Source organism: Flavobacterium cryophilum, assembly GCF_048286555.1.
GTDB lineage: Bacteria > Bacteroidota > Bacteroidia > Flavobacteriales > Flavobacteriaceae > Flavobacterium.
In genome coordinates this window covers 23,741-46,126 of record NZ_JBLVPZ010000002.1, presented here as the reverse complement: position 1 = coordinate 46,126, position 22,386 = coordinate 23,741, and the positions used below count along the sequence as shown (strand labels likewise).

The window sequence follows — 22,386 nt, the reverse complement described above, 5'->3', positions numbered from 1 at the left end:
GCTGAAATGCGAATTACATAGGCCCGATGAAAAAATAAATATTATTTTATATGAAACGCACAATTAAAAAAATTGCAGTAATTGGATCCGGAATTATGGGTTCAGGAATTGCTTGTCATTTTGCTAACATTGGAGTTGAAGTGTTACTGTTGGACATTGTTCCTCGCGAACTTACTGAAGCCGAAGCTAAAAAAGGACTCACTTTAGAAAGCAAAATAGTAAGAAACCGATTGGTGAATGAGCATTTGGCCAATTCCCTGAAATCGAAACCCTCTCCTATTTACAACGTCAAGTTTGCCAGCAGAATCACAACTGGAAATACGACCGATGACATGGCTAAAATCGCCACTGCCGATTGGATTATTGAGGTTGTAGTGGAACGTTTGGACATCAAAAAAATGGTTTTCGAACAGATTGAAAAATTCAGAAAACCAGGAACTTTGGTGACTTCAAATACTTCTGGAATTCCAATTCACTTTATGAGTGAAGGAAGAAGCGAGGACTTTCAAAAGCATTTTTGTGGGACACACTTTTTTAACCCTGCGCGTTATTTAAAATTATTCGAAATTATTCCGGGTCCACAAACTTCAACAGAAGTTTTGGATTTCCTTACGGATTATGGTTCTAAATTTTTGGGGAAAACGTCGGTTGTTGCCAAAGATACTCCAGCATTTATTGGGAACAGAGTTGGAATTTACGGAATTCAGAGTTTGTTTCATTTGGTTAAAGAACTGGGACTTACGATTGAAGAAGTGGATAAATTGACCGGTCCGGTTATTGGAAGACCAAAATCAGCGACTTTTAGAACCGTTGACGTAGTTGGTTTGGATACTTTGGTACATGTTGCCAACGGAATCTACGAAAACTGCCCGAATGACGAACAACACGAATTGTTCAAATTACCTGATTTCGTCAGTAAAATGATGGAGAACAAATGGTTGGGAAGCAAAACTGGACAAGGTTTTTATAAAAAAGTAGACAAGGATATTCTTTCGTTAGATTTAGATACATTAGAATATCGAGCTGCAAAAAAAGCTTCTTTTGCAACTTTGGAACTGACAAAAACGATCGACAAACCGATTGACCGTTTTAAAGTTTTGGTAAAAGGCAAAGATAAAGCGGGTGAATTCTATAGAAAAAGTTTTGCAGGCATGTTTGCTTACGTTTCGAACCGAATTCCTGAAATCTCAGATGAATTATATAAGATTGACGATGCGATGAAAGCGGGTTTTGGATGGGAAAATGGTCCTTTCGAAATTTGGGATGCCATAGGTGTCGAAAAAGGAATCGAAATTATGAAAGCCGAAGGTTTAGCGCCAGCTGCTTGGGTGAATGATATGTTGGCTTCCGGAAGTTCTAGCTTCTACACTATTAAAGAAGGTGCTACTTTTTTCTACAATATACCGACCAAATCGCAAACTAAAGTTCCGGGTCAGGATGCCTTTATTATCCTGAACAACATTCGCGAAAGCAAAAAAGTATGGAGCAATAGTGGTGCAATCATTCAGGATTTGGGAGACGGAATTTTAAATTTAGAATTCCAATCTAAAATGAATACGATTGGTGGCGATGTTTTAGCTGCGATCAATAAAGCAATAGATTTATCCGAAAAAGAATATCAAGGTTTGGTTATTGGAAATCAAGCAGCGAATTTCTCTGTGGGCGCTAATATTGGTATGATATTCATGATGGCCGTAGAGCAAGAATACGACGAATTAAATATGGCTATCAAAATGTTCCAGGACACGATGATGCGCGTGCGCTATTCTGGAATTCCAGTAGTAGTTGCGCCACACGGAATGACTTTTGGAGGTGGTTGCGAAATGAGTTTGCATGCGGATAAAGTAGTTGCCGCGGCAGAAACGTATATGGGATTAGTTGAATTTGGAGTTGGAGTAATTCCTGGCGGTGGCGGATCGAAAGAAATGGCATTGCGTGCAGCTGATTTATTCCATAAAAACGATGTTGAATTGAATGTACTGCAAGAATATTTCCTGACGATCGCCATGGCAAAGGTTTCGACTTCAGGATACGAAGCTTTTGATACCGGACTTTTACAACAAGGAAAAGATATCATTGTAGTCAACAAAGACCGTCAGATTGCAGAAGCGAAGAAACACGCTTTGTTAATGGCAGAAGCCGGTTACACACAACCAATTCGCAGAAGCGATGTAAAAGTTTTAGGAAAACAAGCTTTGGGAATGTTCTTAGTAGGAACGGACCAAATGGAAGCCGGAAAATACATCTCGGAACACGATAAGAAAATTGCAAATAAATTGGCTTATGTAATGGCTGGTGGTGATTTATCAGAACCAACATTAGTAACGGAACAATATTTATTAGATCTGGAACGGGAAGCTTTCTTGTCATTGTGTACCGAAAGAAAAACATTGGAGAGAATTCAGTTTATGTTAACCAAAGGGAAACCGTTGAGAAATTAATTTTAAAATATAAATTAGGAATAATAAATTAGGAATGAACTTCATTTAAAATTTATTACTCAAAATTCAAAACAATAGTTATGAAAACAGCCTATATAGTAAAAGCATACAGAACAGCCGTGGGTAAAGCTCCAAAAGGAGTGTTTCGATTTAAACGCCCTGATGAATTGGCAGCCGAAACGATTCAGTTTATGATGAATGAGTTGCCTGATTTTGACAAAACTCGTATTGATGACGTAATGGTAGGAAATGCCATGCCGGAAGCAGAACAAGGACTAAACGTGGGACGATTAATCTCCTTAATGGGATTGAAAATCGAAGACGTTCCCGGTGTAACCGTAAATCGGTATTGCGCGTCTGGATTAGAAACGATTGGGATGGCTACGGCCAAAATCCAATCTGGAATGGCCGATTGTATCATTGCGGGCGGTGCCGAAAGCATGAGTTTTATTCCAATGGGAGGCTACAAACCGACTCCGGATTATGCTGTCGCAAAAGCGGGAAACGAAGATTATTATTGGGGAATGGGACTGACTGCGGAAGCAGTTGCCAAACAATTTAATGTCTCTCGTGCCGACCAAGATGAGTTTGCCTACCAATCACATATGAAAGCGCTAAAAGCGCAAGCCGAAGGTAGATTTGACAAGCAAATTGTCCCTATTACAGTAGAACAAACCTTTGTTAATGAAAATGGGGAAAAAGAAACCAAATCCTATGTCGTAAATAAAGATGAAGGTCCGAGAGCAGGAACTTCTGTAGAAGCATTAGCCGGTTTAAGACCTGTTTTTGAAGCTGGCGGAAGCGTAACGGCTGGAAACTCTTCTCAAATGAGTGATGGAGCAGCATTCGTATTAATTATGAGCGAAGAAATGGTCAAAGAATTGAACCTTACTCCTATCGCCCGTTTGGTAAACTTCGCTTCGGCTGGAGTAGAACCGCGAATCATGGGTATTGGCCCTGTTAAAGCGATTCCAAAAGCGTTGAAACAAGCCGGCTTAACGTTGAATGATATTGATTTAATTGAATTGAATGAAGCTTTTGCATCACAAGCATTAGCAGTTACCAGAGAACTAAATTTAAATCCTGATATTATCAATGTCAATGGTGGAGCAATTGCATTAGGGCACCCATTGGGTTGTACAGGAGCTAAACTTTCGGTACAATTATTCGATGAGATGAAACGACGTGGAAGCAAATACGGAATCGTGAGCATGTGCGTGGGAACGGGACAAGGAAGTGCGGGGATTTATGAGCTGCTTTAATTAATTTTAAATGATGAATTTTAAATTTTAAATGGTTTTGAAAGATAACATTATTGCAATTCTTTTGATTTTGCATTGTCGATTATAAATCTTTTTATTCAGCTTAAAAAAGAAAATGAATTCATCATTTCTAAACAAATACTAAGGTCAGCAACGAGTATTGGCGCCAATGTTGAAGAGGCAATTGCTGCACAATCTAAAAGAGATTTTATAAATAAAATGGCTATTGCATCTAAAGAAGCTAGAGAAACGAAATACTGGTTGCGATTATTAGACAAATCGGAACTAACTTCAATATCTGTGTCCAATTATTTAATTGAAATTGAGCATATAATAAACATAATAACAAAAATAATAAAGACTTCTCAGGAAGTCAGCATAACGAAATAATTTAAAATTTAAAATTCATCATTAAAATAACAAGAAATGGCAGATACAATTGAAAAAAACGTAACCCGTGGCGGTCAATTCCTCGTAAAAGAAACGAAGTGCGAAGATATCTTTACTCCAGAGGATTTCTCAGAAGAGCAGTTAATGATGCGTGACTCTGTAAAAGAGTTTGTAGATAAAGAATTGTGGGCACACAAAGATCGTTTTGAGAAAAAAGATTATGCTTACACACAAGAAACCATGAAAAAAGCAGGTGACTTGGGGCTTTTAGGAGTTGCAGTTCCAGAAGCGTATGGTGGATTAGGAATGGGTTTCGTATCGACGATGTTGGTTTGCGATTATATTTCAGGAGCAACGGGATCCTTCTCTACCGCTTTCGGTGCTCATACCGGAATTGGGACCATGCCGATCACTTTGTACGGTACAGAAGAGCAAAAACAAAAATACGTACCTAAATTAGCTTCTGGCGAATGGTTTGGAGCCTATTGCTTGACAGAACCAGGCGCAGGATCTGATGCTAATTCCGGTAAAACGAAAGCAGTTTTATCTGAAGATGGGACACATTACAAAATCACAGGTCAAAAGATGTGGATTTCGAATGCGGGATTTTGTTCTTTGTTTATCGTTTTTGCCCGTATTGGTGATGATAAAAACATTACCGGTTTTATCCTTGAAAATACTGCAGACAACGGAATTTCAATGGGCGAAGAAGAGCATAAATTAGGGATTCGTGCCTCTTCTACACGTCAAGTTTTCTTTAATGAGACAAAAGTTCCAGTGGAAAACATGCTTTCTGAAAGAGGAAACGGTTTTAAAATTGCAATGAACGCTTTAAATGTGGGACGAATAAAATTAGCAGCAGCTTGTTTAGACGCCCAACGAAGAGTGATTGCAAGTTCGGTACAGTATGCTAATGAAAGAATTCAGTTCAATACTCCAATAGCACAATTTGGCGCTATCCGTGCTAAATTAGCGGAGATGGCGACAAGTTGCTACGCTGGAGAAAGCGCTTCCTATAGAGCAGCTAAAGATATTGAAGATAGAATCTCTGCTCGTGAGGCCGAAGGTTCTACACATCAAGAAGCAGAATTAAAAGGTGTTGAAGAATATGCCATTGAATGTTCCATATTAAAAGTGGCGGTTTCTGAAGACATTCAAAATTGCGCCGATGAAGGAATTCAAATCTTTGGTGGAATGGGATTCTCTGAAGACACTCCGATGGAAAGTGCGTGGAGAGATGCGCGTATTGCACGTATTTACGAAGGAACTAACGAAATTAATAGAATGTTGTCTGTAGGGATGTTGATTAAGAAAGCGATGAAAGGACATGTTGATTTATTGGGACCTGCATCAAAAGTGCAAGAAGAATTAATGGGTATTCCGTCATTTGAAACTCCTGATTATGCAGAATTATTTGCCGAAGAAAAAGAAATGATTGGAAAATTGAAAAAAGCATTTTTAATGGTTGCAGGCGGAGCGGTTCAAAAATACGGTCCGGACTTAGATGCACACCAACAATTATTAATGGCCGCTTCTGATATCTTGATTGAAATCTATATGGCAGAGAGTACGATTCTGAGAACGGAGAAATTAGCAAAAAAAGAAGGGGAAGCCAAAGTACAGGAACAAATTGCCATGGCAAAACTATACTTATATAAAGCGGTAGATATTGTTACCCAAAAAGGAAAAGAAAGTGTAATCTCATTTGCTGAAGGCGATGAACAACGCATGATGCTTATGGGATTACGTCGTTTTACTAAATATACAAACATGCCAAACATTGTAGGATTGAGAGAAATCATCACAACTAAATTAGTGACTGAAAATGAATATTGTTTTAATATAATCTAGTTTTTGGAAATTTATTTGTTTAAAAAACCGTTCTGTTTCTGAAAACAAGACGGTTTTTTTTATTATTTCAATCGCTAAATTACTTCTTTTCTTTATTTTTAATTTTATATATATCTCCATTATAAGAAATCGTACTTCGGTTATTGGAACTAATAGAAAGTGTTGCACTACCCTCGAAGAAAACGGAAAGCAAAAGTCTGTATGTATCTCTATCACCTTTAACAATTGCTTTTATCTGATAGGACTTTTTACTTTTTTCAACAGTAAATTCTTGAGGAATTCCTTCAAAATGTAATCCTACATCATTACCATACCCAACGCCACTAAATGCTCGTCCAAAGAATGGCATTTCACTCTTGATCGTATCTGGATAAAATTGTACATAATTTGGATTTGTGCTTAAATCCATGCTCCTAAACCCTTGAGGCAAAGCTGTTCTTCCAATAAAAATAAATTTTTTAGCATCAACTAAAGCCGCTGTCTGTTTTAGCTTCTCTATTTTACGTTCTTTTCTTAATTGTTTTTTACTTTTTTCTTGCCCATAGCCAGTAGCCAGAATTAATGACAAAAAAATTACTGAAATTGATAGTTTTATTTTCATAATATCCATTTGTAATATTTTGATTGTCGTATTTAAAAATTTAAAAAACCTTTATTAAAGACATGCTCAAAGGTTCTGAAAGCAAATTGTTTTAACACATTACATTTATTTTTTTTCAAAACGCATCACTGCGATATCGCCCATAATAAAATTCAAAATTTTTCCATCTTCAGAAACAGAATAGGAATCTATTTTTTCTAACAATGATACGTACACACTTTCACCATTACCATCCAAACACATCTTTTTGGTTATCGTAATTGGTCCTTTGAAACTAATTGTATTTCCTTTTACACTTAATTTTCCAGTGTAATTATTACAACTAGTATCTCCTGAAAAACGATTTTCTTTTAAGTCAAAATTAATCGTTGGTTTTTTATTTGGATACAATCCATCAAAAGCAATACTTGGTACTGTAACATAATTCAACTCCCATGTTCCTTCAAGTGACGCTGTTTTGCCTGTGATTGTTTTAAGGGAATTGCAAGAAATAAATACAAAAAGCAGAACAGTAAGCGACAGAATTATTTTTTTCATGAGATCAGTTTTTCATTATTATACTCTTTTAAATGGTGCAAAAACATTGCCAATGTACTATTTTTCGAAATAAAAAGCACAGAAAATTGTCTTACAAAAATTAGATTTTAAAGACATCAAACTTTTTAAATCAAGCATGTGCATCTAATGTCTTTTTGCCTCATTTCACTCCTCCCTAAGCATTTGCGAAAAACTTACTGCATCCAGAGACAAACCCATTTTTTTCAATAACTGGTGTTTGCTTAGGTCAAGTTTGAATGTGCTACTTTACGATCCACAAAGGTATTTCCAGATCTTGATTGAAAATCTCCTCGGTAACGCTTCCTACAAGTAAAGAGGAGAAGGTATTCCGGCCTTTATCTCCAACCATAATGAGATCTGCCCCAGATGCTTCGGCTTTGCTCCGCAGTTTTTCTGCAACCCCGCTATCCCTTCCTTGGATGATTTCTGACGTTAAGTCACCTTTAAATCTAATCTTTTTTATAAATTTATCATATTTTTCTTGTAAATGAATTTCTATTTTTGAATTTAGATGCTCTTTTGGAATGTACGGCGAGAATTGAAGCGGCACATTATAAACATGTACAGCTTTTACTTTAGCTGCCACGACGCTCTGTAAATTTTCGGCTACTTCAAAAACCTTATGAGAAGCAGTTGAAAAATCCGTTCCCACCCAAATATTTGTAATAATCGGTTTTGCATTTTTAGGTATCGATAAAATACTGCATTTAAGCATCCGCAATAATTTTCCACTTACGACTCCCGTACCTTTTGATTTGTTTTTATTTCCAATTAAAGCCAACTGAATCTCATATTTGTTTACAATATAACTAATAAGGGATTCAGAATAAGGATCTTCGGAAATAAGTACTTCCCAATCTACTAAAGATGTAAATTCTCGCTCTACCTTTTCATTTAACTCACTACCAATTATTTCGTCAAGATTAATATCCTTCAACTGTTCTTCAAATAATTCCGAGATCTCAAACTTTTTAATATTATGTACAAAGTACACTTTTTTAACATGAAGTGTTTCTGCAACAAATGATGCATATTCAATTAAGGTGCTATCAATATCTGAAAGGTCTAAAGCGACCAATATGTTTTTTATTTCAGTCATAGTTAGTGTTATTTTATGTTATTATGCTGTTTCGTATTCTGTTTTTTAATGATATCCGAAACTATCTCCTCATAGTTTTCAAGTTCTTTCTGAGAAGCCCGCTTATTTAGTTTCTTAAGATCTTCGCTTAAACCTTTGTAAAGGGAAAAGCACATGACTATCAAAATCAAGGCAAAGGGAAGCCCAGTTACTATAGTGGCGGTTTGAAGAGCCTTTAATCCGCCGCCTATTAAAAGAACCGCCGCAATGCTACCCTCAGCAACGGACCAAAAGATCCTTTGACTTACTGGCGCGTCTATTTTACCGCCGGAAGTTAAATTATCTACTACTAAAGAACCGGAATCTGAAGAGGTAATAAAGAATCCTGCAATTAAAATTATAGCAATAATGTTAAGAATAAATGCAAAAGGGTAGTCTTCTAAAAACACAAACAGGGCGGTGGCAACATTATCATTCACGGCATTTGCGATAGTATCATCTCCCAGAAGCGTTTGATGTAAAGCTGTACTTCCAAAAGCTGAAATCCAGAAAAAAGTTACAATGGAGGGAACTAATAAAACTCCCAAAATAAACTCACGTACCGTGCGCCCTTTAGAAATACGGGCTATAAACATTCCCACAAAAGGAGACCAGGCAATCCACCATCCCCAGTAAAAAATGGTCCAGGCATTTTGCCAATTTCCACCTGTGTAACTTTCAGTCCAAGTGGCAACTTCCAGAAAACTGGATAAATAACTTCCTGTATTTTGTATGAAGGACTTAAAAATAAAGATGGTTGGTCCTAATATCACTACTATAAAAAGAAATAGCACTGCTACTCTCATATTCCATTCACTCAAAACTCGCACTCCTTTATCTACTCCCAAAACTACTGAAATAGTAGCAATCAAGGTTATTCCGGCAATTAAGTAAATTTGGGTTTCTACACCGTTATCTACCGCAAAAAGGTGATTTAATCCTGCTGCAATTTGTTGAACGCCCATTCCTAATGATGTGGCAAGTCCAAATAATGTAGCTAGGACTGCAAAAATATCTATTGCATCGCCAATTTTTCCGTAAATTCTATCTCCTAAATAAGGATAAAAAATTGATCTGATCGTGAGTGGAAGACCTCGGGAATACGTGAAATATGCCAGAGACAATCCCACCAGTGCATAAACTGCCCAAGCATGAAAACCCCAATGTAAAAAGGTAAATTTCATAGCATCCTTCGCTGCTTCAGCAGTTCCGCCTTCTGCCATTGGTGGGCTGAGAAAATGATAAATTGGTTCTGAAATACTCCAGAACAACAGTCCAATTCCCATTCCGGCACTGAATAACATTGCAAACCAAGAAAGAGTTTTAAATTCGGGTTTTGCACTTTGTCCACCAATCCTCAAGTGGCCAAATTTACTGAATGCCAGATAAATCATAAATATTAAAAATACATTTACGCTTAATATAAAGAACCAGCCCGCCTTATCAGCAACAAAATTCTGAATTGTAGTAAAAAATTGTTCTGCTCCTTCCTTAAACATTAGGGTTAATGTTATGATGATCATAACGGTAATTGCGGATGTAAAGAACACAGGCCCATTCACTTCTAATCCAAAAAAGGATTTTCTCTCATCGCTTCTTATAATTTTCTTAGCCATAAAGCATTTTGGTTTTTATTATTATTTAATTTTTTCAAGAGTTTCCCTCTTACTATTTTTAATAAACGCTAAAAATAATAGCCAATATTAATGTTAAACCTTGCTTCCCATTTAGCTTCGGGATTCCCTTTGGCAAAATCGTCCACAAAATTTCCGCCTAACCAAGAATGATTGTATCCCACTGCATAATCAATATAAGTATATACACTTCCTGCAGTGATTAGTGCGCCGGTTACATTCATGTAAGAATCCGTAAATCCGGTCGTTTTTTTCTGCATAAAAGCAAAATCATTATAAAACTGCATATTCGTAACTGGCCCCCATTCGACAGGAACATTTCTAGAAACCCCCAGGGAGTATATGTTAAAATCTGATGCAATTTCATACGGAGCTCCATAAGCGGCCATTGTAATTACGGCTGTAGATTCTCCTTCAACATTCTCTGGATCATGGAAAGCAGTAAGGACTTGAGCTTTTGCGTTCCATTTCCCTTTTGTTATTTCGTAATGAGCAGCAAATGCACCTCGTTCGCCCATTTCCTCAGTGTCAAGATTATATAGACCTCCATATTGCACGGAGAATCCCAATCTATTTGTTGATTCACTTCCAAATTTATAAATAATCTTTCCGTTGAATTGATTTACTTCTTTGTTTCTGCCTGCAATATCATAAGAATATCGGTCTGGAGAGGTTTCGGTGTTGCTGCCAAATCTTAGTTCTTCGGCATTTTTAAAGAATGCCAGTTGATATTCAAAGTTTTCTCCTGTGTGCATGTATTTAATACCCATATCATGATCATCTTCCAGCCCTACATAGTAAGTCAGATTAAAAAACCAATTGTGAGAGTTGTATTGTTGTATACCGAAAGGGACTTGAGTTAAACCGATATGAATTTGATCTCTTTTATTGAAATTGTAACCAAGCCAACCTTGTTTTAAAAATCCGCCACCAAAATCTTCTGAATATAATCTGTATTCGGCATCGAAAAATATTCCCTTGTAAGCACCTTTGGCATTTATCCGAAACATATCATACCCAAAATCTCCTCCGCGTTTTTTCTGACCTTCTTTCCATGAAGACAAATTATAATTAAAACGTAGTGCCCCGCCAAGTTTGAGTTCTGGTTTATCCTGAGCCATTACAGGAAATGCAAGTAGCAAGCCAAATAAGGCAAGGTAAAAGGTTTTTGATAATCGTAAATGGGTAGTTTTTTTTAACATGTTTTATTGAAAAATTAATAAATTGTGATTGCAGTGAAAATTTTCGAAATTAATATATAGTCGTCCTCCATCGGTATCGGCTAAATTTGATTAACCTTTGTCCATGCCAACTTTATAAAAATTGTAAACAAAATTAGTTTCTGCTAATGGTAAACGATATGTATTTTAAAAGCACTTAAATGCCTACGAATCTTTAACCAATATCAAAATTTTCCATTAAAATGCGTCTTGAAAAGGTAAAATAATGAGGTTCAAAGGTAGCTAAAAAAAGCTAAACTATTGTTAATCAATAATTAAGCGTGTTTCAGAGGATTGTATTTTAAATCGACAAAACCTTGAGTTATTTGTATTTTAATTGCTAAAAAGAAAGCTTTTACAAAAGACAAAACTTTTCATTTGGATCAATTTTTCAAATTATTTGTAAAAAATTATTACGACAATTGAGCCCAAATCAGGCGTATTAATTTAATCTTAGAAAATTATTTGGGTAAAATTAAAATATTTAATTCTTTTTAACTTCTACAACTTCCACCTTAATTGCTACGGCATAGGCATTTGGGATGATTTTATTGCCATGAGCATTGGCGTACACTTTAGTAAATTCAGCTCCAAAATATAAGATTATAGCCGAATAATACACCCAAATTAAAATAATTATGATTGATCCTGCAGCACCATAAACGGTTGCAACAGTTGAACTTCCTAAATAAAATCCAATAGCAAATTTACCAAACATAAAGAAAAAAGAAGTAAAACTTGAACCTATCAAAGCATCTTTCCAAGCAATATCGCCATCTGGTAAGGTTTTGAAAATAATTGCAAATAGCATTGTCGTTGTTGCAAACAAGATTATTAAATTGAAAATATAAAATATATAAACCGTCGTATCAGGGAAATAAACCAGTAACCGAGTGTTTATAACATCCATTACTGTATTGACCATTAAACTCACCATTAATAAAAAACCAACAGAAGCAATCATCGAAAATGACATTAATCTATTTTTTATAAATTTTATAATTCCTTTGTTGGGTTTTGCTTTCAAGCCCCAAATAAAATTGATGGAACTCTGAATTTCAGCAAACACACCAGAAGCACCTATTAGCAGCATTATTCCTCCGAAAATAGCAGCAAATGTATTACTGTCCGAGAGTTCTATGTTCTTAATTGTCTCTTGAATTTGCATTGCTGCTTCATTGCCAACCATACCATTAATTTGTCCAAAAAAACGTCCTGTTACCGCTTCTCTTCCAAAGAAAAAACTAAAAATTGACAGAATAATAATTAACAGTGGAGGCAATGAAAAAATAGTATAATAAGATAATGAAGCACTTAATTTTATGGCATTATCATCGTCAAATTCATGATAAGTACGCTTGAGTAAACTCCAGCTCGTTAGGGCTATTTCTTTATGTTTCATTTTTATATTTTTATTTCCTTTCAAAAGATAAGGAATCTGATTGTCATTTATTTACGATAAAAGGAGCTCTTTCGATGAGAATCCATTTATTTTTATTTTCAAAATTACAAAGATATTTGATACAAATAAGAAATGAATTTCAGATAATTCAGATACAATTTTAAACTGAACAACCTATTGGTAACAAAACAGGAACTAAATTTTAAGTCTTTCTTAACCCGTCCCTATTTTTTAATGATTAAATTTATAACTTATTTAATAACCTTTTTAGGATAAATTTTCAACTTATGGAAAATAATAATACACGAAGAAATTTTTTAAAACAAACAGCAATACTTTCGACTGGGACGCTTATTGGTTCTAGCGTATTCAATAGTGCTTTTGCGTCTGAAAACTCTTTAAAAATAGAAAATCAACTGCCTGATGTTGAAACGATGGACTTCCAGGGAAACTATAGCCTTCCAAAATTACCTTATGCGTATGATGCTTTAGAGCCACATATTGATAAAATGACAATGGAAATTCATTACAGCAAACACCATCAAGGTTACGTGACAAATTTGAACAAAGCAATCGAAACATTGGATAATAACTTAGTTGACCATTCTAAATCACTGGAAAGTATCTTCGGAAAAATATCAAAATTTCCAGAAGCTATTCGTAATAATGGGGGCGGACACTACAATCACAGCTTATTTTGGAGTTTAATGAAGCCAAATGGCGGCGGTACTCCAAAAGGAAAATTAGGGGACGCAATAACAACTACTTTTGGTTCTTTAGATGAATTTAAAAAACAATTTAGTGATGCTTCGATGAAACGTTTTGGTTCCGGCTGGGCTTGGTTAGTAGTTCAGGATGGTAAATTAGTTATCGGTTCTACAGCAAATCAGGATAATCCATTGATGAGTTTGCGTGGTAAAGGATTAAAAGGAAAACCTGTTTTAGCTTTAGACGTTTGGGAACATGCTTATTATCTAAAAAATCAAAACCGCAGAGCCGATTATATTGCTTCTTTTTGGAATGTTGTAAATTGGGACGCAGCCGAAGCGCTTTACAATTCTTAAATACTTTTAAAAGCCCTGTTTTCATTGTAATTCAGGGCTTTAATTGCTATAGATACAATATACCAAGTATCAATCACCAATCTACCAACACTTAATTTTTAAATTAATGCAGTGAAACTATTGCGTGATTCTGGGTCTTTTTCAGTAATAATTGTACCAATTAAATTTATCCTGTTTAAAAGTAAAAAAACAGTAGTAATTAACCGCAATATCTGTGTTAAACTAAAAAACACCAGTTAAAACTATCACAAAAAAGTATAGCTTTGTACCTTTAAATTAAAGCAATGATTAACCCTTCGGCATCAGGTTGGATAGATAAATTTTTTATTGAACAAAAAACTTCAGAGAAAACAGTTTCTAAAACTACAGATACATTTTATCAAAAAGTTAGAGAAACAGGATTTATCTATGGACATATCATCACATTTGATACTGACAATGCAATTGAAACTAAAGGATGGTTTAAAGAAGAGATATCAAAAGTTGCACTCTTAAATACTTTATATAGTGTTTTTTGCATGGATAGTGACGAAAAGAGTTCTGAAAATTTCATTAAACAAACGGTTTCTTTTTACAATCAAATGAATCCTCAAGGTTTCAGTTTGTTTAAAAAGATACTTCCTAAAAATTCTCTCTCCTTGACACTGGAAAAAATAATTGATGAGCGTGTTCAGACGAATGAGAGTATCATCAGTAAAAATTTCTCCCATCTGGTAACTAATGCGTTACTTTTTATCGATGTACTGGCCTTTCGTCAATACCTAAAACAGGGTGAAATTCCGGAAAAATACCTGAAGAAAATTGAAGAGACCATTGTAAATATTGTGACACTCGCTTTAAAAATTAAATCTAAAAAATCCCAATATGATGATTTATTGATAAAACTTTTTGAAGCCTCAATTCGGTACAGCAAATTTTCCCGAATTTCTGTACAAAGTCTCGAAACACTGCAATTGGATTATTTTACAAGTGAATTAGAAAAATTTTATTTGATAGATATTGCTGGAATGGCCTTATGGAGTGATGGCAAAATTGAAAATGATGAAGCCTATTTTTTACATTCATTGGCTGAAACAGTATCGGTTTCTGATGATTTTGTAAAACAAAGCATCGATAGTACCAATTCATTTATAACGAAACATAAAAAAGAAATACCGTATTTCAATTATTCAAACCCTGTCAAGCATTTTTACGATCAAACGACTCAAAGTGTCGTTACACTAATAAGTCGCAATAAAAATAGATTGATAAAGGAAATTGTGCAAAGCAAAGAATTAATGGTATTGTTGGCCTACTCAACTCGAAGAGATTTAGACGAAAAAGAAAAGAAAAAAGTCAAAAAACAATTGTTGGAAATTTGTAAAACCATTCCTTCGCTGACTATATTTTTACTTCCTGGTGGTAGTTTGTTGTTGCCAATCTTAATTAAATTCATCCCTACTCTATTGCCTTCTGCCTTTAATGAAAATCTTGATAACGAATAAAAAAGCCGCATGAGCGGCTTTTTTTATATTAAAATTTCAGTTGGTATACTTCGTCCAAATCTTTTTCGGAACTGATGTTTACATTTAAATCTGTTACAAAACCAGAATTAAGTCCGTAAACCCATCCGTGCAAGGTTAAATCTTGACCATTTTTCCACGCAGCCTGTACTATTGATGTTTTGGCTAAATCAAACACTTGTTCTTTTACATTTAATTCGACAAAAGTATTAAATCGTTCTGTTTCATCTTTGATAGAATCTAAATAGCTGTTGTGCAAACGGTATACATCTTTAATGTGTCGAATCCAGTTGTCAATAATACCAATTGAATCATTCCCCATTGCTGCTTTGATTCCTCCGCAACCGTAATGTCCGCATACCAGTACATGCTTTACTTTCAATACATTCACCGCATAATCCAACACGCTCAACATATTCATATCACTATGCACAACCATATTGGCTATGTTTCTATGTACAAAAACTTCTCCAGACTTTGCCCCTATAATTTCATTGGCAGGAACTCTACTATCTGAACAACCGATCCACAATAATGGCGGTGTTTGACCTTTGGCAAGATCTTCAAAACAATTTGGATCACTCGCTAAACAACTTTCAACCCATTTTTTGTTATTCTCTAACATTTTTTCATAAAAATCGCTCATAATCTTTGTGTAATTATTTTATTTATACATCATTTCGTCACTTATCAGTACAATGTAAAGAAACTCCTTTTTTTAAATTAAATCCTATATTAATATAATTTTATTCTTTGATGGAGACCTCATCGACTATTACCTTATTGACCATAACTCTTTTTGCGGCATCATAATAATGCTCTATACTCACGTGATTTTGAGTTCCTTCAGTATTTTCCAACTGATAGGCTTTTTTAAATCCGCGCAGCTTCACCTTTATATTAGTATCGACAGCTCTGGTGGTTTTAAATTCATGGATTAAATCCAAAATATCATGCGCAATATACACCGTATCTTTAGCATCAATTATAACCTTAGAATTTTCCGGAATTTGATTTAATGTTTGTTTAATTGCCGCTTTATTCAAGAAAGAAACTTCCTGAGCCAAATCAATATGAATTACATCTCCATCTGCATATTCCTCTTTTCTAAAATTATAAGCTCTTTTAAGATTCCCTTTTAAAACAAAAATAATACTGATAAGAATACCCAGAGCGACTCCTTTTAATAAATCCAAAAATACAACTGCTAATAATGTGGCAATAAAAGGCACAAATTGATATTTACCTTTTTTCCAAAAATGTTTGAATGTAGCTGGTTTAGCCAGTTTGTATCCAATTAAGATTAAGATAGCGGCAAGAGTAGCCAAGGGAATTTTATTCAGAACCACGGGAATGGCCAAGACACTTGTCAATAACAAAAATCCATGAATAACGGTTGACATTTTAGATTTGGCTCCTGCATTATTGTTGGCAGAGGAACGTACAATTACAGATGTCAATGGTAAGCCGCCTAAAAGTGAACTCACCATATTACCTACTCCTTGCGCTTTTAATTCCTTATCAGTGTCAGTGTAGCGTTTTTGGACATCCATTCGATCCGACGCTTCTATACTTAAAAGCGTCTCAATCGAAGCAACAATAGCGATTGTAAATGCTACGACCCAAACTTTAGGATTCGTAAGGCCTGAAAAGTTAGGAGTTATAATAATAGATTTAAATTCTTCGAAAGATGATGGAACTGGTAAAGATACCAAATGTTCTTTTCCAATAGCTAATGCACTTCCGGCGCTAACGAAAATTTCATTTAAAATAACACCGAGAGCCACTGCAATTAAGGCTGACGGAACTAATTTTAATTTTTTCAAAAAAGGAACTTTTTCCCAAGAAATCAAAATAACAACAGAAACCAATGTAATAACTATCGCGCCTATTTGGATATAATCAAAAATACGAAACAACGTCGAAAATGTATTACTGCCATCCATTTGTGAAAACGCTTGATCTCCTTCAAAATCATTGTCGTAACCAAACGCGTGCGGCAACTGTTTCAGAATAATAATTATTCCAATCCCTGCTAACATTCCTTCAATGACATTCGTGGGAAAATAATTAGAAATACTCCCAGCTTTGACAAATCCAAATATTAATTGTATGAAACCGGCGATGAAAACTGCAGTTAAAAAAATATCATAAGCGCCTAAATCCGTAATTGCTGTAAGAACAATTGCAGTCAAACCCGCGGCAGGACCAGAGACACTTATATTTGATGTGCTTAAATAGCCCACAACAATTCCTCCTACGATTCCTGAAATAATTCCCGAAAATAAAGGAGCACCAGAAGCCATTGCAATACCTAAACACAAAGGCAGCGCCACCAAAAAAACCACTAAACCAGATGCGAAATCGGATTTAAGGCTAGCAAAAAGATTGATTTTTTTTGTCATAATACCAAACTAAAGATTGAACACAAAAATTTCTTCACATGTAGATGTGAAAATTGATTTTAAAAAATTAAAATCAAAAATTGTATTAAACTTCGTTGGGTGGGGGAATAAATATCGAGGAGGTAATATTATCGTGTTTTGATAAATTCTCAGATAGAATAGCAATAGACGATGATTTTAATGAAATAACAACCTCAGTAGGAGTTTCCAAATAAAAAAAGGTTTTAATTTCTTTATGCGGCTGTTCTTCTTCGGAAATGCTATAGAAAATAGAAATATCTGCGCTTTTCTCAATCACCGTAACTACAGTTGGAGTGATGAGAAAAGCGATAAATACAATTAAAAATATTTTAGATATTATTTTCATTTGTACAAAAATAGAATTAACTTAATTAAATTAACAACTATTTTTATAAAATTAAAAAAAATTAACAATTAATCAAAGTACAAAACGTGAACTTATTTCATTCCGTTTTTTACTAAACTACAAACTTTCTTCTAACCAAGCTTGCATCATCCAGATTGTCTTTTCTTGTTCTGATATAAAATCACTCATCATCGAATTTGTTCCTTCATCATTTATTTCCCCCGATTTGTCCAGAATCGCTCTTTCTATTTTTAACAAATGGGACAATGAAGTAACAATTAAATGTACTGCTTTTTCATCGTTTGAAATATTTTCACCTACAGCTAGCTGATTGTTTTTTATATAATCCTCAAAAGTGTGCAGTGGCGTTCCTCCAACAGTTAAAACTCTTTCAGCAATTAAATCAATTTTAATTTGGGCATCAGTGTACAATTCTTCAAATTTAACATGTAAATCAAAAAAACGTTTCCCTCTAATATTCCAATGAATCCCTCTTAAATTTTGATAATACACTTGGAAATTAGACAACAAAATATTCAATTCACTAACGATCAATTCTGATTCTTTAACGGGTAATCCTAAAATATTTGTTTTCATCTTTTTTTATTTTATACAAAAATACACAAGAAAATACTTCTTTACACTATAAGTCAAATTGATTGTTTTTATATTTGCATTAGATATTACTATAAAAGATGACAATCACTCAATTAAAATATGTTCTTGCTGTGGCAGAGCACAAAAATTTTACTTTAGCAGCCGAAAAATGTTTTGTAACTCAACCTACACTGAGTATGCAGATTCAAAAAATAGAAGAAGAATTAAGTATTCAGATATTTGACAGAACCAAAAAACCAATTCAACTTACTGATATTGGTTTAAAAATTGTAAACCAAGCAAAAAACATCGTCAATGAAGCTGACAGGATTCATGATATAGTAGAACAACAAAAAGGATTTATTGGCGGAGAATTCAGATTGGGAATAATTCCGACTATTATGCCCACTTTATTGCCCATGTTCTTGAATAATTTTATTAAAAAATACCCAAAAGTAAAACTCATAATCGAAGAGTTAAATACCGAAGAAATTATAATAAAATTAAACAATGGCCATCTTGATGCCGCCATTGCCGCGACACCTTTGTTAGAGGAAAAAATAAAAGAAATTGTATTATATTACGAGCCTTTTGTAGCGTACATTCCAGAAAGTCACCATCATTTTCAAAAAGAAGAAATAGAAGTTTCAGATCTAAATATAGATGAAATCTTGCTTTTACAAGACGGGCACTGTTTTCGCGACGGAATTTTAAATTTATGCAAAAATGTAAGTAGAAATGAAATGAGTCGTTTTCAAATTGAAAGCGGAAGTTTCGAAACCCTTATAAAATTAGCCGATGAAGGTTTAGGAACAACATTACTTCCCTATTTACATACCTTAGATTTAAAAGAATCTGACAAAGTAAAACTACGTCATTTTAAGGAACCTAAACCTGCCCGAGAAGTCAGTCTCATCTTCCCTAAAAGCGAATTAAAAATACAGATAATTGATGCGCTTCGAAATACGATTGCAGGAGTTATAAAAGGTGCTATCGTATTTCAGAATGTTCAAATTATAAGCTCACTTCCTAAAAAATAAAAAAAAAGAACCGTTTTACGGTTCCTTTTTTTTATGAATTTACGATTAGTAAACATTGTTTTAATTCTGGTTTTCCAATTGTAAAATTTAATAACCATTCTCGCAATTGCTCCATTTCGTAGGGTAACAATGTTTTGATGGCTTTCTCTAATTCCTTGCAAAAGAGCAATGGATCAAAACTAACTCTTTCTAAAATTGATTTTGTATAATCATACATGATTTTTGACATAATAAACGCTGATTTTAATTATATATCATATTCTAAAGTGATGTAAAAATACATCTTTTTTTTTTACATCAAAACTATTTAACTTAGTTTTATTTTTTTAATTATTAATTCTTTTGATATCACAATAAAACCCTGATAACAAACGACTTAAATGACAAAAATTAGTTCTTTGTAGCGCGAAACATCTCTCTTTTTCCCGGTGGTCCTGCTAGTTTTTCGACAGTAAAGCCCACTTCAATCATACTCCTTTTTACAACACCTCTAGCAGCATAAGTAACCAGAACACCAGTACTTTTAAGCGCCTTATACATCTGCTCAAAAATAGCCGTACTCCATAATTCAGGTTGCACTCTATACCCAAAAGCATCAAAATAAATCAAATCAAATTGATTGATATCATCAATTTCTTCAAAAAATTGCTTCCTTTTTGTGAGTGAAAAATCCGATCTTAAATGAATTTTTTCTCCCCAATTACTTTTGTGCATTTTATCAAAAATTGCGCTTTCTTGAGTTGCGTTTAATTCCGTGACATAATTCATTAATCCAACTTCATCTTCTGAAATTGGATAGGCTTCAACACCGACATAATCAATCGATTGCTGCATTTTTTTTGACTCCAGCAACGTTATAAAGGCATTTAAACCTGTGCCAAATCCTATTTCCAAAATAGAGACATTCCTGTTTTGAAATAATGAAAGGCCATTTTTTATAAATACATGCTGTGCTTCTTGAATGGCACCATGTTTAGAATGATAACATTCATCCCATTCTGCTATTTGAATGGTAGTTGAACCATCAAGTGTTTGGATTATTTCTCTTTTCAAAATTGAATTTTGAGGTTATACTAAATTAAAAGCTTTAATTTTTGTCCAAAATTAATCAAAATCTAAGACGTTTGCTTCTGAAAAACCGATATTTAATGTATAATTAATAGAAATGGGGCTGATTTTTTTACTTTTTTTAAAATGCAAACAAATCTTAGATAAAACCTATAATTAATAGGTTTTTGACAAGTATTTTGTTGATTTTTATTTAATTTTGCAAAGATTAAACTTCAACTTATAAAAATTAAGTTTTTTTAAGCTTCAGTTCGTCATTTAAAACAAATCAAAAAAATAATACTTTACTATGAGTACTACTCAAACTAACAAAATTGAAACAATAAAAGCTCCCTCTTCAAAAATAAATGAAGTTGATTTTTCCAACTTAAGCTTTGGTTCTGTTTTTACAGATCATTTATTTGAATGTGATTTTACAAATGGGGAATGGCAGAAACCAGTCATTAAGCCTTATGCACCATTTTTGTTAGACCCGTCTACAAGGGTTTTTCATTATGGTCAAGCAATTTTTGAAGGTATGAAAGCTTACAAAGACGAAAATGATGACGTTTGGCTCTTTAGACCTGATGAAAACTACAAGCGTTTTAATACCTCTGCAGTAAGAATGGCTATGCCGGAAGTTCCTGAAGAGATATTTATGAGCGGTCTAAATCAATTGTTGCAGTTAGACGAAGCATGGATTAAGAAAGGAAAAGGAAATGCCATGTACATCAGACCATTTATGATTGCAACTGGAACCGGGGTAATTGCTAATCCTTCCGATAACTATAAATTCATGATTCTTTTATCACCCGTCAGTTCGTATTATTCTGGCGACGTAAAAGTACTAATTGCGGAACATTTCAGTCGCGCTGCAAATGGAGGAATAGGTGCTGCAAAAGCTGCTGGAAATTATGCTGCTCAATTTTACCCAACAAATTTAGCGAACAAAGAAGGTTTTCAACAGGTAATTTGGACTGATGATGCAACCCATACTAAACTGGAAGAAGCGGGTACGATGAATGTGTTTTTTAGAATAAACGATACATTATTAACGGCTCCTACTAGTGAAAGAATTCTGGATGGTGTGACTAGAAAAACGCTTATTGATTTAGCAAAAAGTGAAGGAATTAATGTAGATATTCGTTCGGTTTTAGTACATGAGCTTGTAGAGGCTGCTAAGAACGGAACTTTAAAAGAAATTTTTGGAGCAGGAACGGCCGCTGTTGTAAGTCCAATTTCTGGTTTCTCCTACCAAGATGTTTATTATGAATTGCCAAAAACTGAAAACACAATGGCTTTACAACTAAAAAGCAAATTGGAAAATATACAAAACAAACTGGAAGAAGACACTTTTGGATGGACTGTTAAAGTCTAATTCTTCTCTTTCATGATTTAAAAAAAGCGGTTTTCAATATGAAAATCGCTTTTTTTTATCTTATCTGTGTATCAAGTATGAAATAAAACAGGAGATACTATTCACTAATTATTTTAGAGAAATCAGGTTTAAAATAATTGGGACCTTTCATCACTTTGCCATCTTCACGGTAAATAGGGTTGCCGTCTTTACCCAACTTACTCATATTACTGCGTTGAATTTCGTCAAAAACTGCTTCTATTTTATGCTGCAGACCATGTTCAATTATAGTTCCACATAGTATATACATCATATCACCCAACGCATCAGCAATTTCAATCAAATCATTGTTCTGAACAGCCTCAAGATATTCTTCGTTTTCCTCTTTCATTAAGTTATAACGAAGCGTGTGTTTGCTTTCCCCTAGATCAGCTGTAGGAATTTCGCTGTGTCCTATTTTAAAAGCCGTATGAAATTCTTTAACTGAGTTTATCTGTTTTTGCATTTTTTATTTTAATAAATGAAAAGGCA

General features: G+C 34.2%; 21 protein-coding genes. 8 read left to right on the top strand and 13 right to left on the bottom strand.

Annotated elements, in window-relative coordinates; genetic code table 11:
- Positions 1–50 precede the first annotated feature (50 nt).
- From ACNQGJ_RS05530 to ACNQGJ_RS05515, 4 genes are all read left to right on the top strand, one after another.
- A complete protein-coding gene (locus ACNQGJ_RS05530; RefSeq protein WP_417971996.1) occupies positions 51–2,441 on the top strand; it encodes a 3-hydroxyacyl-CoA dehydrogenase/enoyl-CoA hydratase family protein in 2,391 nt (796 codons plus the stop codon).
- Positions 2,442–2,521: 80 nt separating this feature from the next.
- Positions 2,522–3,703, top strand: coding sequence for an acetyl-CoA C-acyltransferase (locus ACNQGJ_RS05525; RefSeq protein ID WP_417971994.1), 1,182 nt, complete (start codon positions 2,522–2,524; stop codon positions 3,701–3,703).
- Between the two features lie 75 nt (positions 3,704–3,778).
- A complete protein-coding gene (locus ACNQGJ_RS05520) occupies positions 3,779–4,093 on the top strand; it encodes a four helix bundle protein (RefSeq protein ID WP_417971992.1) in 315 nt (104 codons plus the stop codon).
- Between the two features lie 36 nt (positions 4,094–4,129).
- Entirely contained in the window at positions 4,130–5,944 is a 1,815-nt protein-coding gene (locus tag ACNQGJ_RS05515) for an acyl-CoA dehydrogenase family protein (RefSeq protein WP_417971990.1), read from the top strand.
- A 79-nt stretch (positions 5,945–6,023) separates the two neighbouring features.
- Here ACNQGJ_RS05515 and ACNQGJ_RS05510 read toward each other — a convergent pair whose 3' ends face one another.
- The 6 genes from ACNQGJ_RS05510 to ACNQGJ_RS05485 all read right to left on the bottom strand — a co-directional run bounded on the left by ACNQGJ_RS05510 (position 6,024) and on the right by ACNQGJ_RS05485 (position 12,476).
- Positions 6,024–6,545 carry a DUF4251 domain-containing protein gene (locus tag ACNQGJ_RS05510; protein ID WP_417971988.1) on the bottom strand — a complete coding sequence of 174 codons (522 nt, stop codon included), beginning with the start codon at positions 6,543–6,545 and terminating at the stop codon, positions 6,024–6,026.
- A gap of 105 nt (positions 6,546–6,650) precedes the next feature.
- Positions 6,651–7,082 (bottom strand): META domain-containing protein, encoded by a 432-nt coding sequence (locus ACNQGJ_RS05505; RefSeq protein WP_417971986.1) that lies wholly within the window; start codon positions 7,080–7,082, stop codon positions 6,651–6,653.
- A 262-nt stretch (positions 7,083–7,344) separates the two neighbouring features.
- Positions 7,345–8,202 (bottom strand): universal stress protein, encoded by an 858-nt coding sequence (locus tag ACNQGJ_RS05500; RefSeq protein ID WP_417971984.1) that lies wholly within the window; start codon positions 8,200–8,202, stop codon positions 7,345–7,347.
- Between the two features lie 8 nt (positions 8,203–8,210).
- On the bottom strand, positions 8,211–9,836 hold the full coding sequence (locus ACNQGJ_RS05495) for a BCCT family transporter (RefSeq protein ID WP_417971983.1): 1,626 nt from the start codon (positions 9,834–9,836) through the stop codon (positions 8,211–8,213).
- Positions 9,837–9,904: 68 nt separating this feature from the next.
- Positions 9,905–11,056: a hypothetical protein gene (locus tag ACNQGJ_RS05490; RefSeq protein ID WP_417971981.1), complete on the bottom strand. Its 1,152-nt coding sequence runs from the start codon at positions 11,054–11,056 to the stop codon at positions 9,905–9,907.
- 502 nt (positions 11,057–11,558) lie between these two features.
- Positions 11,559–12,476 (bottom strand): YihY/virulence factor BrkB family protein, encoded by a 918-nt coding sequence (locus tag ACNQGJ_RS05485; protein ID WP_417971979.1) that lies wholly within the window; start codon positions 12,474–12,476, stop codon positions 11,559–11,561.
- Positions 12,477–12,763: 287 nt separating this feature from the next.
- On the opposite strand from ACNQGJ_RS05485, the gene ACNQGJ_RS05480 reads away from it, so the two are divergent.
- Both ACNQGJ_RS05480 and ACNQGJ_RS05475 read left to right on the top strand, forming a co-directional pair.
- Positions 12,764–13,540, top strand: a complete 777-nt coding sequence (locus ACNQGJ_RS05480) for a superoxide dismutase (RefSeq protein WP_470303336.1) — start codon at positions 12,764–12,766, stop codon at positions 13,538–13,540.
- A 284-nt stretch (positions 13,541–13,824) separates the two neighbouring features.
- Positions 13,825–15,024, top strand: coding sequence for an LETM1-related biofilm-associated protein (locus ACNQGJ_RS05475; protein ID WP_417971977.1), 1,200 nt, complete (start codon positions 13,825–13,827; stop codon positions 15,022–15,024).
- Positions 15,025–15,052: 28 nt separating this feature from the next.
- Here ACNQGJ_RS05475 and can read toward each other — a convergent pair whose 3' ends face one another.
- The 4 genes from can to ACNQGJ_RS05455 form a co-directional block, all read right to left on the bottom strand.
- Positions 15,053–15,688, bottom strand: coding sequence for a carbonate dehydratase (gene can / locus ACNQGJ_RS05470; RefSeq protein WP_417971975.1), 636 nt, complete (start codon positions 15,686–15,688; stop codon positions 15,053–15,055).
- Positions 15,689–15,788: 100 nt separating this feature from the next.
- On the bottom strand, positions 15,789–17,447 hold the full coding sequence (locus ACNQGJ_RS05465) for a SulP family inorganic anion transporter (RefSeq protein WP_417971973.1): 1,659 nt from the start codon (positions 17,445–17,447) through the stop codon (positions 15,789–15,791).
- Between the two features lie 85 nt (positions 17,448–17,532).
- Complete coding sequence (locus ACNQGJ_RS05460) at positions 17,533–17,814, bottom strand: hypothetical protein (RefSeq protein WP_417971971.1); 282 nt, start codon at positions 17,812–17,814, stop codon at positions 17,533–17,535.
- 117 nt (positions 17,815–17,931) lie between these two features.
- A complete protein-coding gene (locus ACNQGJ_RS05455) occupies positions 17,932–18,411 on the bottom strand; it encodes a Dps family protein (RefSeq protein WP_417971969.1) in 480 nt (159 codons plus the stop codon).
- A 98-nt stretch (positions 18,412–18,509) separates the two neighbouring features.
- Between ACNQGJ_RS05455 and ACNQGJ_RS05450 the strand changes: the two genes are divergently transcribed.
- On the top strand, positions 18,510–19,451 hold the full coding sequence (locus ACNQGJ_RS05450; protein ID WP_417971967.1) for a LysR substrate-binding domain-containing protein: 942 nt from the start codon (positions 18,510–18,512) through the stop codon (positions 19,449–19,451).
- A gap of 31 nt (positions 19,452–19,482) precedes the next feature.
- On the opposite strand, the gene ACNQGJ_RS05445 is transcribed toward ACNQGJ_RS05450, so the two are convergent.
- Together ACNQGJ_RS05445 and mnmC2 are read right to left on the bottom strand one after the other, a co-directional pair.
- Positions 19,483–19,680 (bottom strand): hypothetical protein, encoded by a 198-nt coding sequence (locus ACNQGJ_RS05445; protein WP_099716298.1) that lies wholly within the window; start codon positions 19,678–19,680, stop codon positions 19,483–19,485.
- A 161-nt stretch (positions 19,681–19,841) separates the two neighbouring features.
- Positions 19,842–20,504 (bottom strand): tRNA (5-methylaminomethyl-2-thiouridine)(34)-methyltransferase MnmC2, encoded by a 663-nt coding sequence (mnmC2, locus tag ACNQGJ_RS05440; protein ID WP_417971965.1) that lies wholly within the window; start codon positions 20,502–20,504, stop codon positions 19,842–19,844.
- 304 nt (positions 20,505–20,808) lie between these two features.
- On the opposite strand from mnmC2, the gene ACNQGJ_RS05435 reads away from it, so the two are divergent.
- Positions 20,809–21,876, top strand: coding sequence for a branched-chain amino acid aminotransferase (locus ACNQGJ_RS05435; RefSeq protein ID WP_417971963.1), 1,068 nt, complete (start codon positions 20,809–20,811; stop codon positions 21,874–21,876).
- A 97-nt stretch (positions 21,877–21,973) separates the two neighbouring features.
- Here ACNQGJ_RS05435 and ACNQGJ_RS05430 read toward each other — a convergent pair whose 3' ends face one another.
- Positions 21,974–22,360 carry a pyrophosphohydrolase domain-containing protein gene (locus ACNQGJ_RS05430; protein ID WP_417971961.1) on the bottom strand — a complete coding sequence of 129 codons (387 nt, stop codon included), beginning with the start codon at positions 22,358–22,360 and terminating at the stop codon, positions 21,974–21,976.
- Positions 22,361–22,386 lie beyond the last annotated feature (26 nt).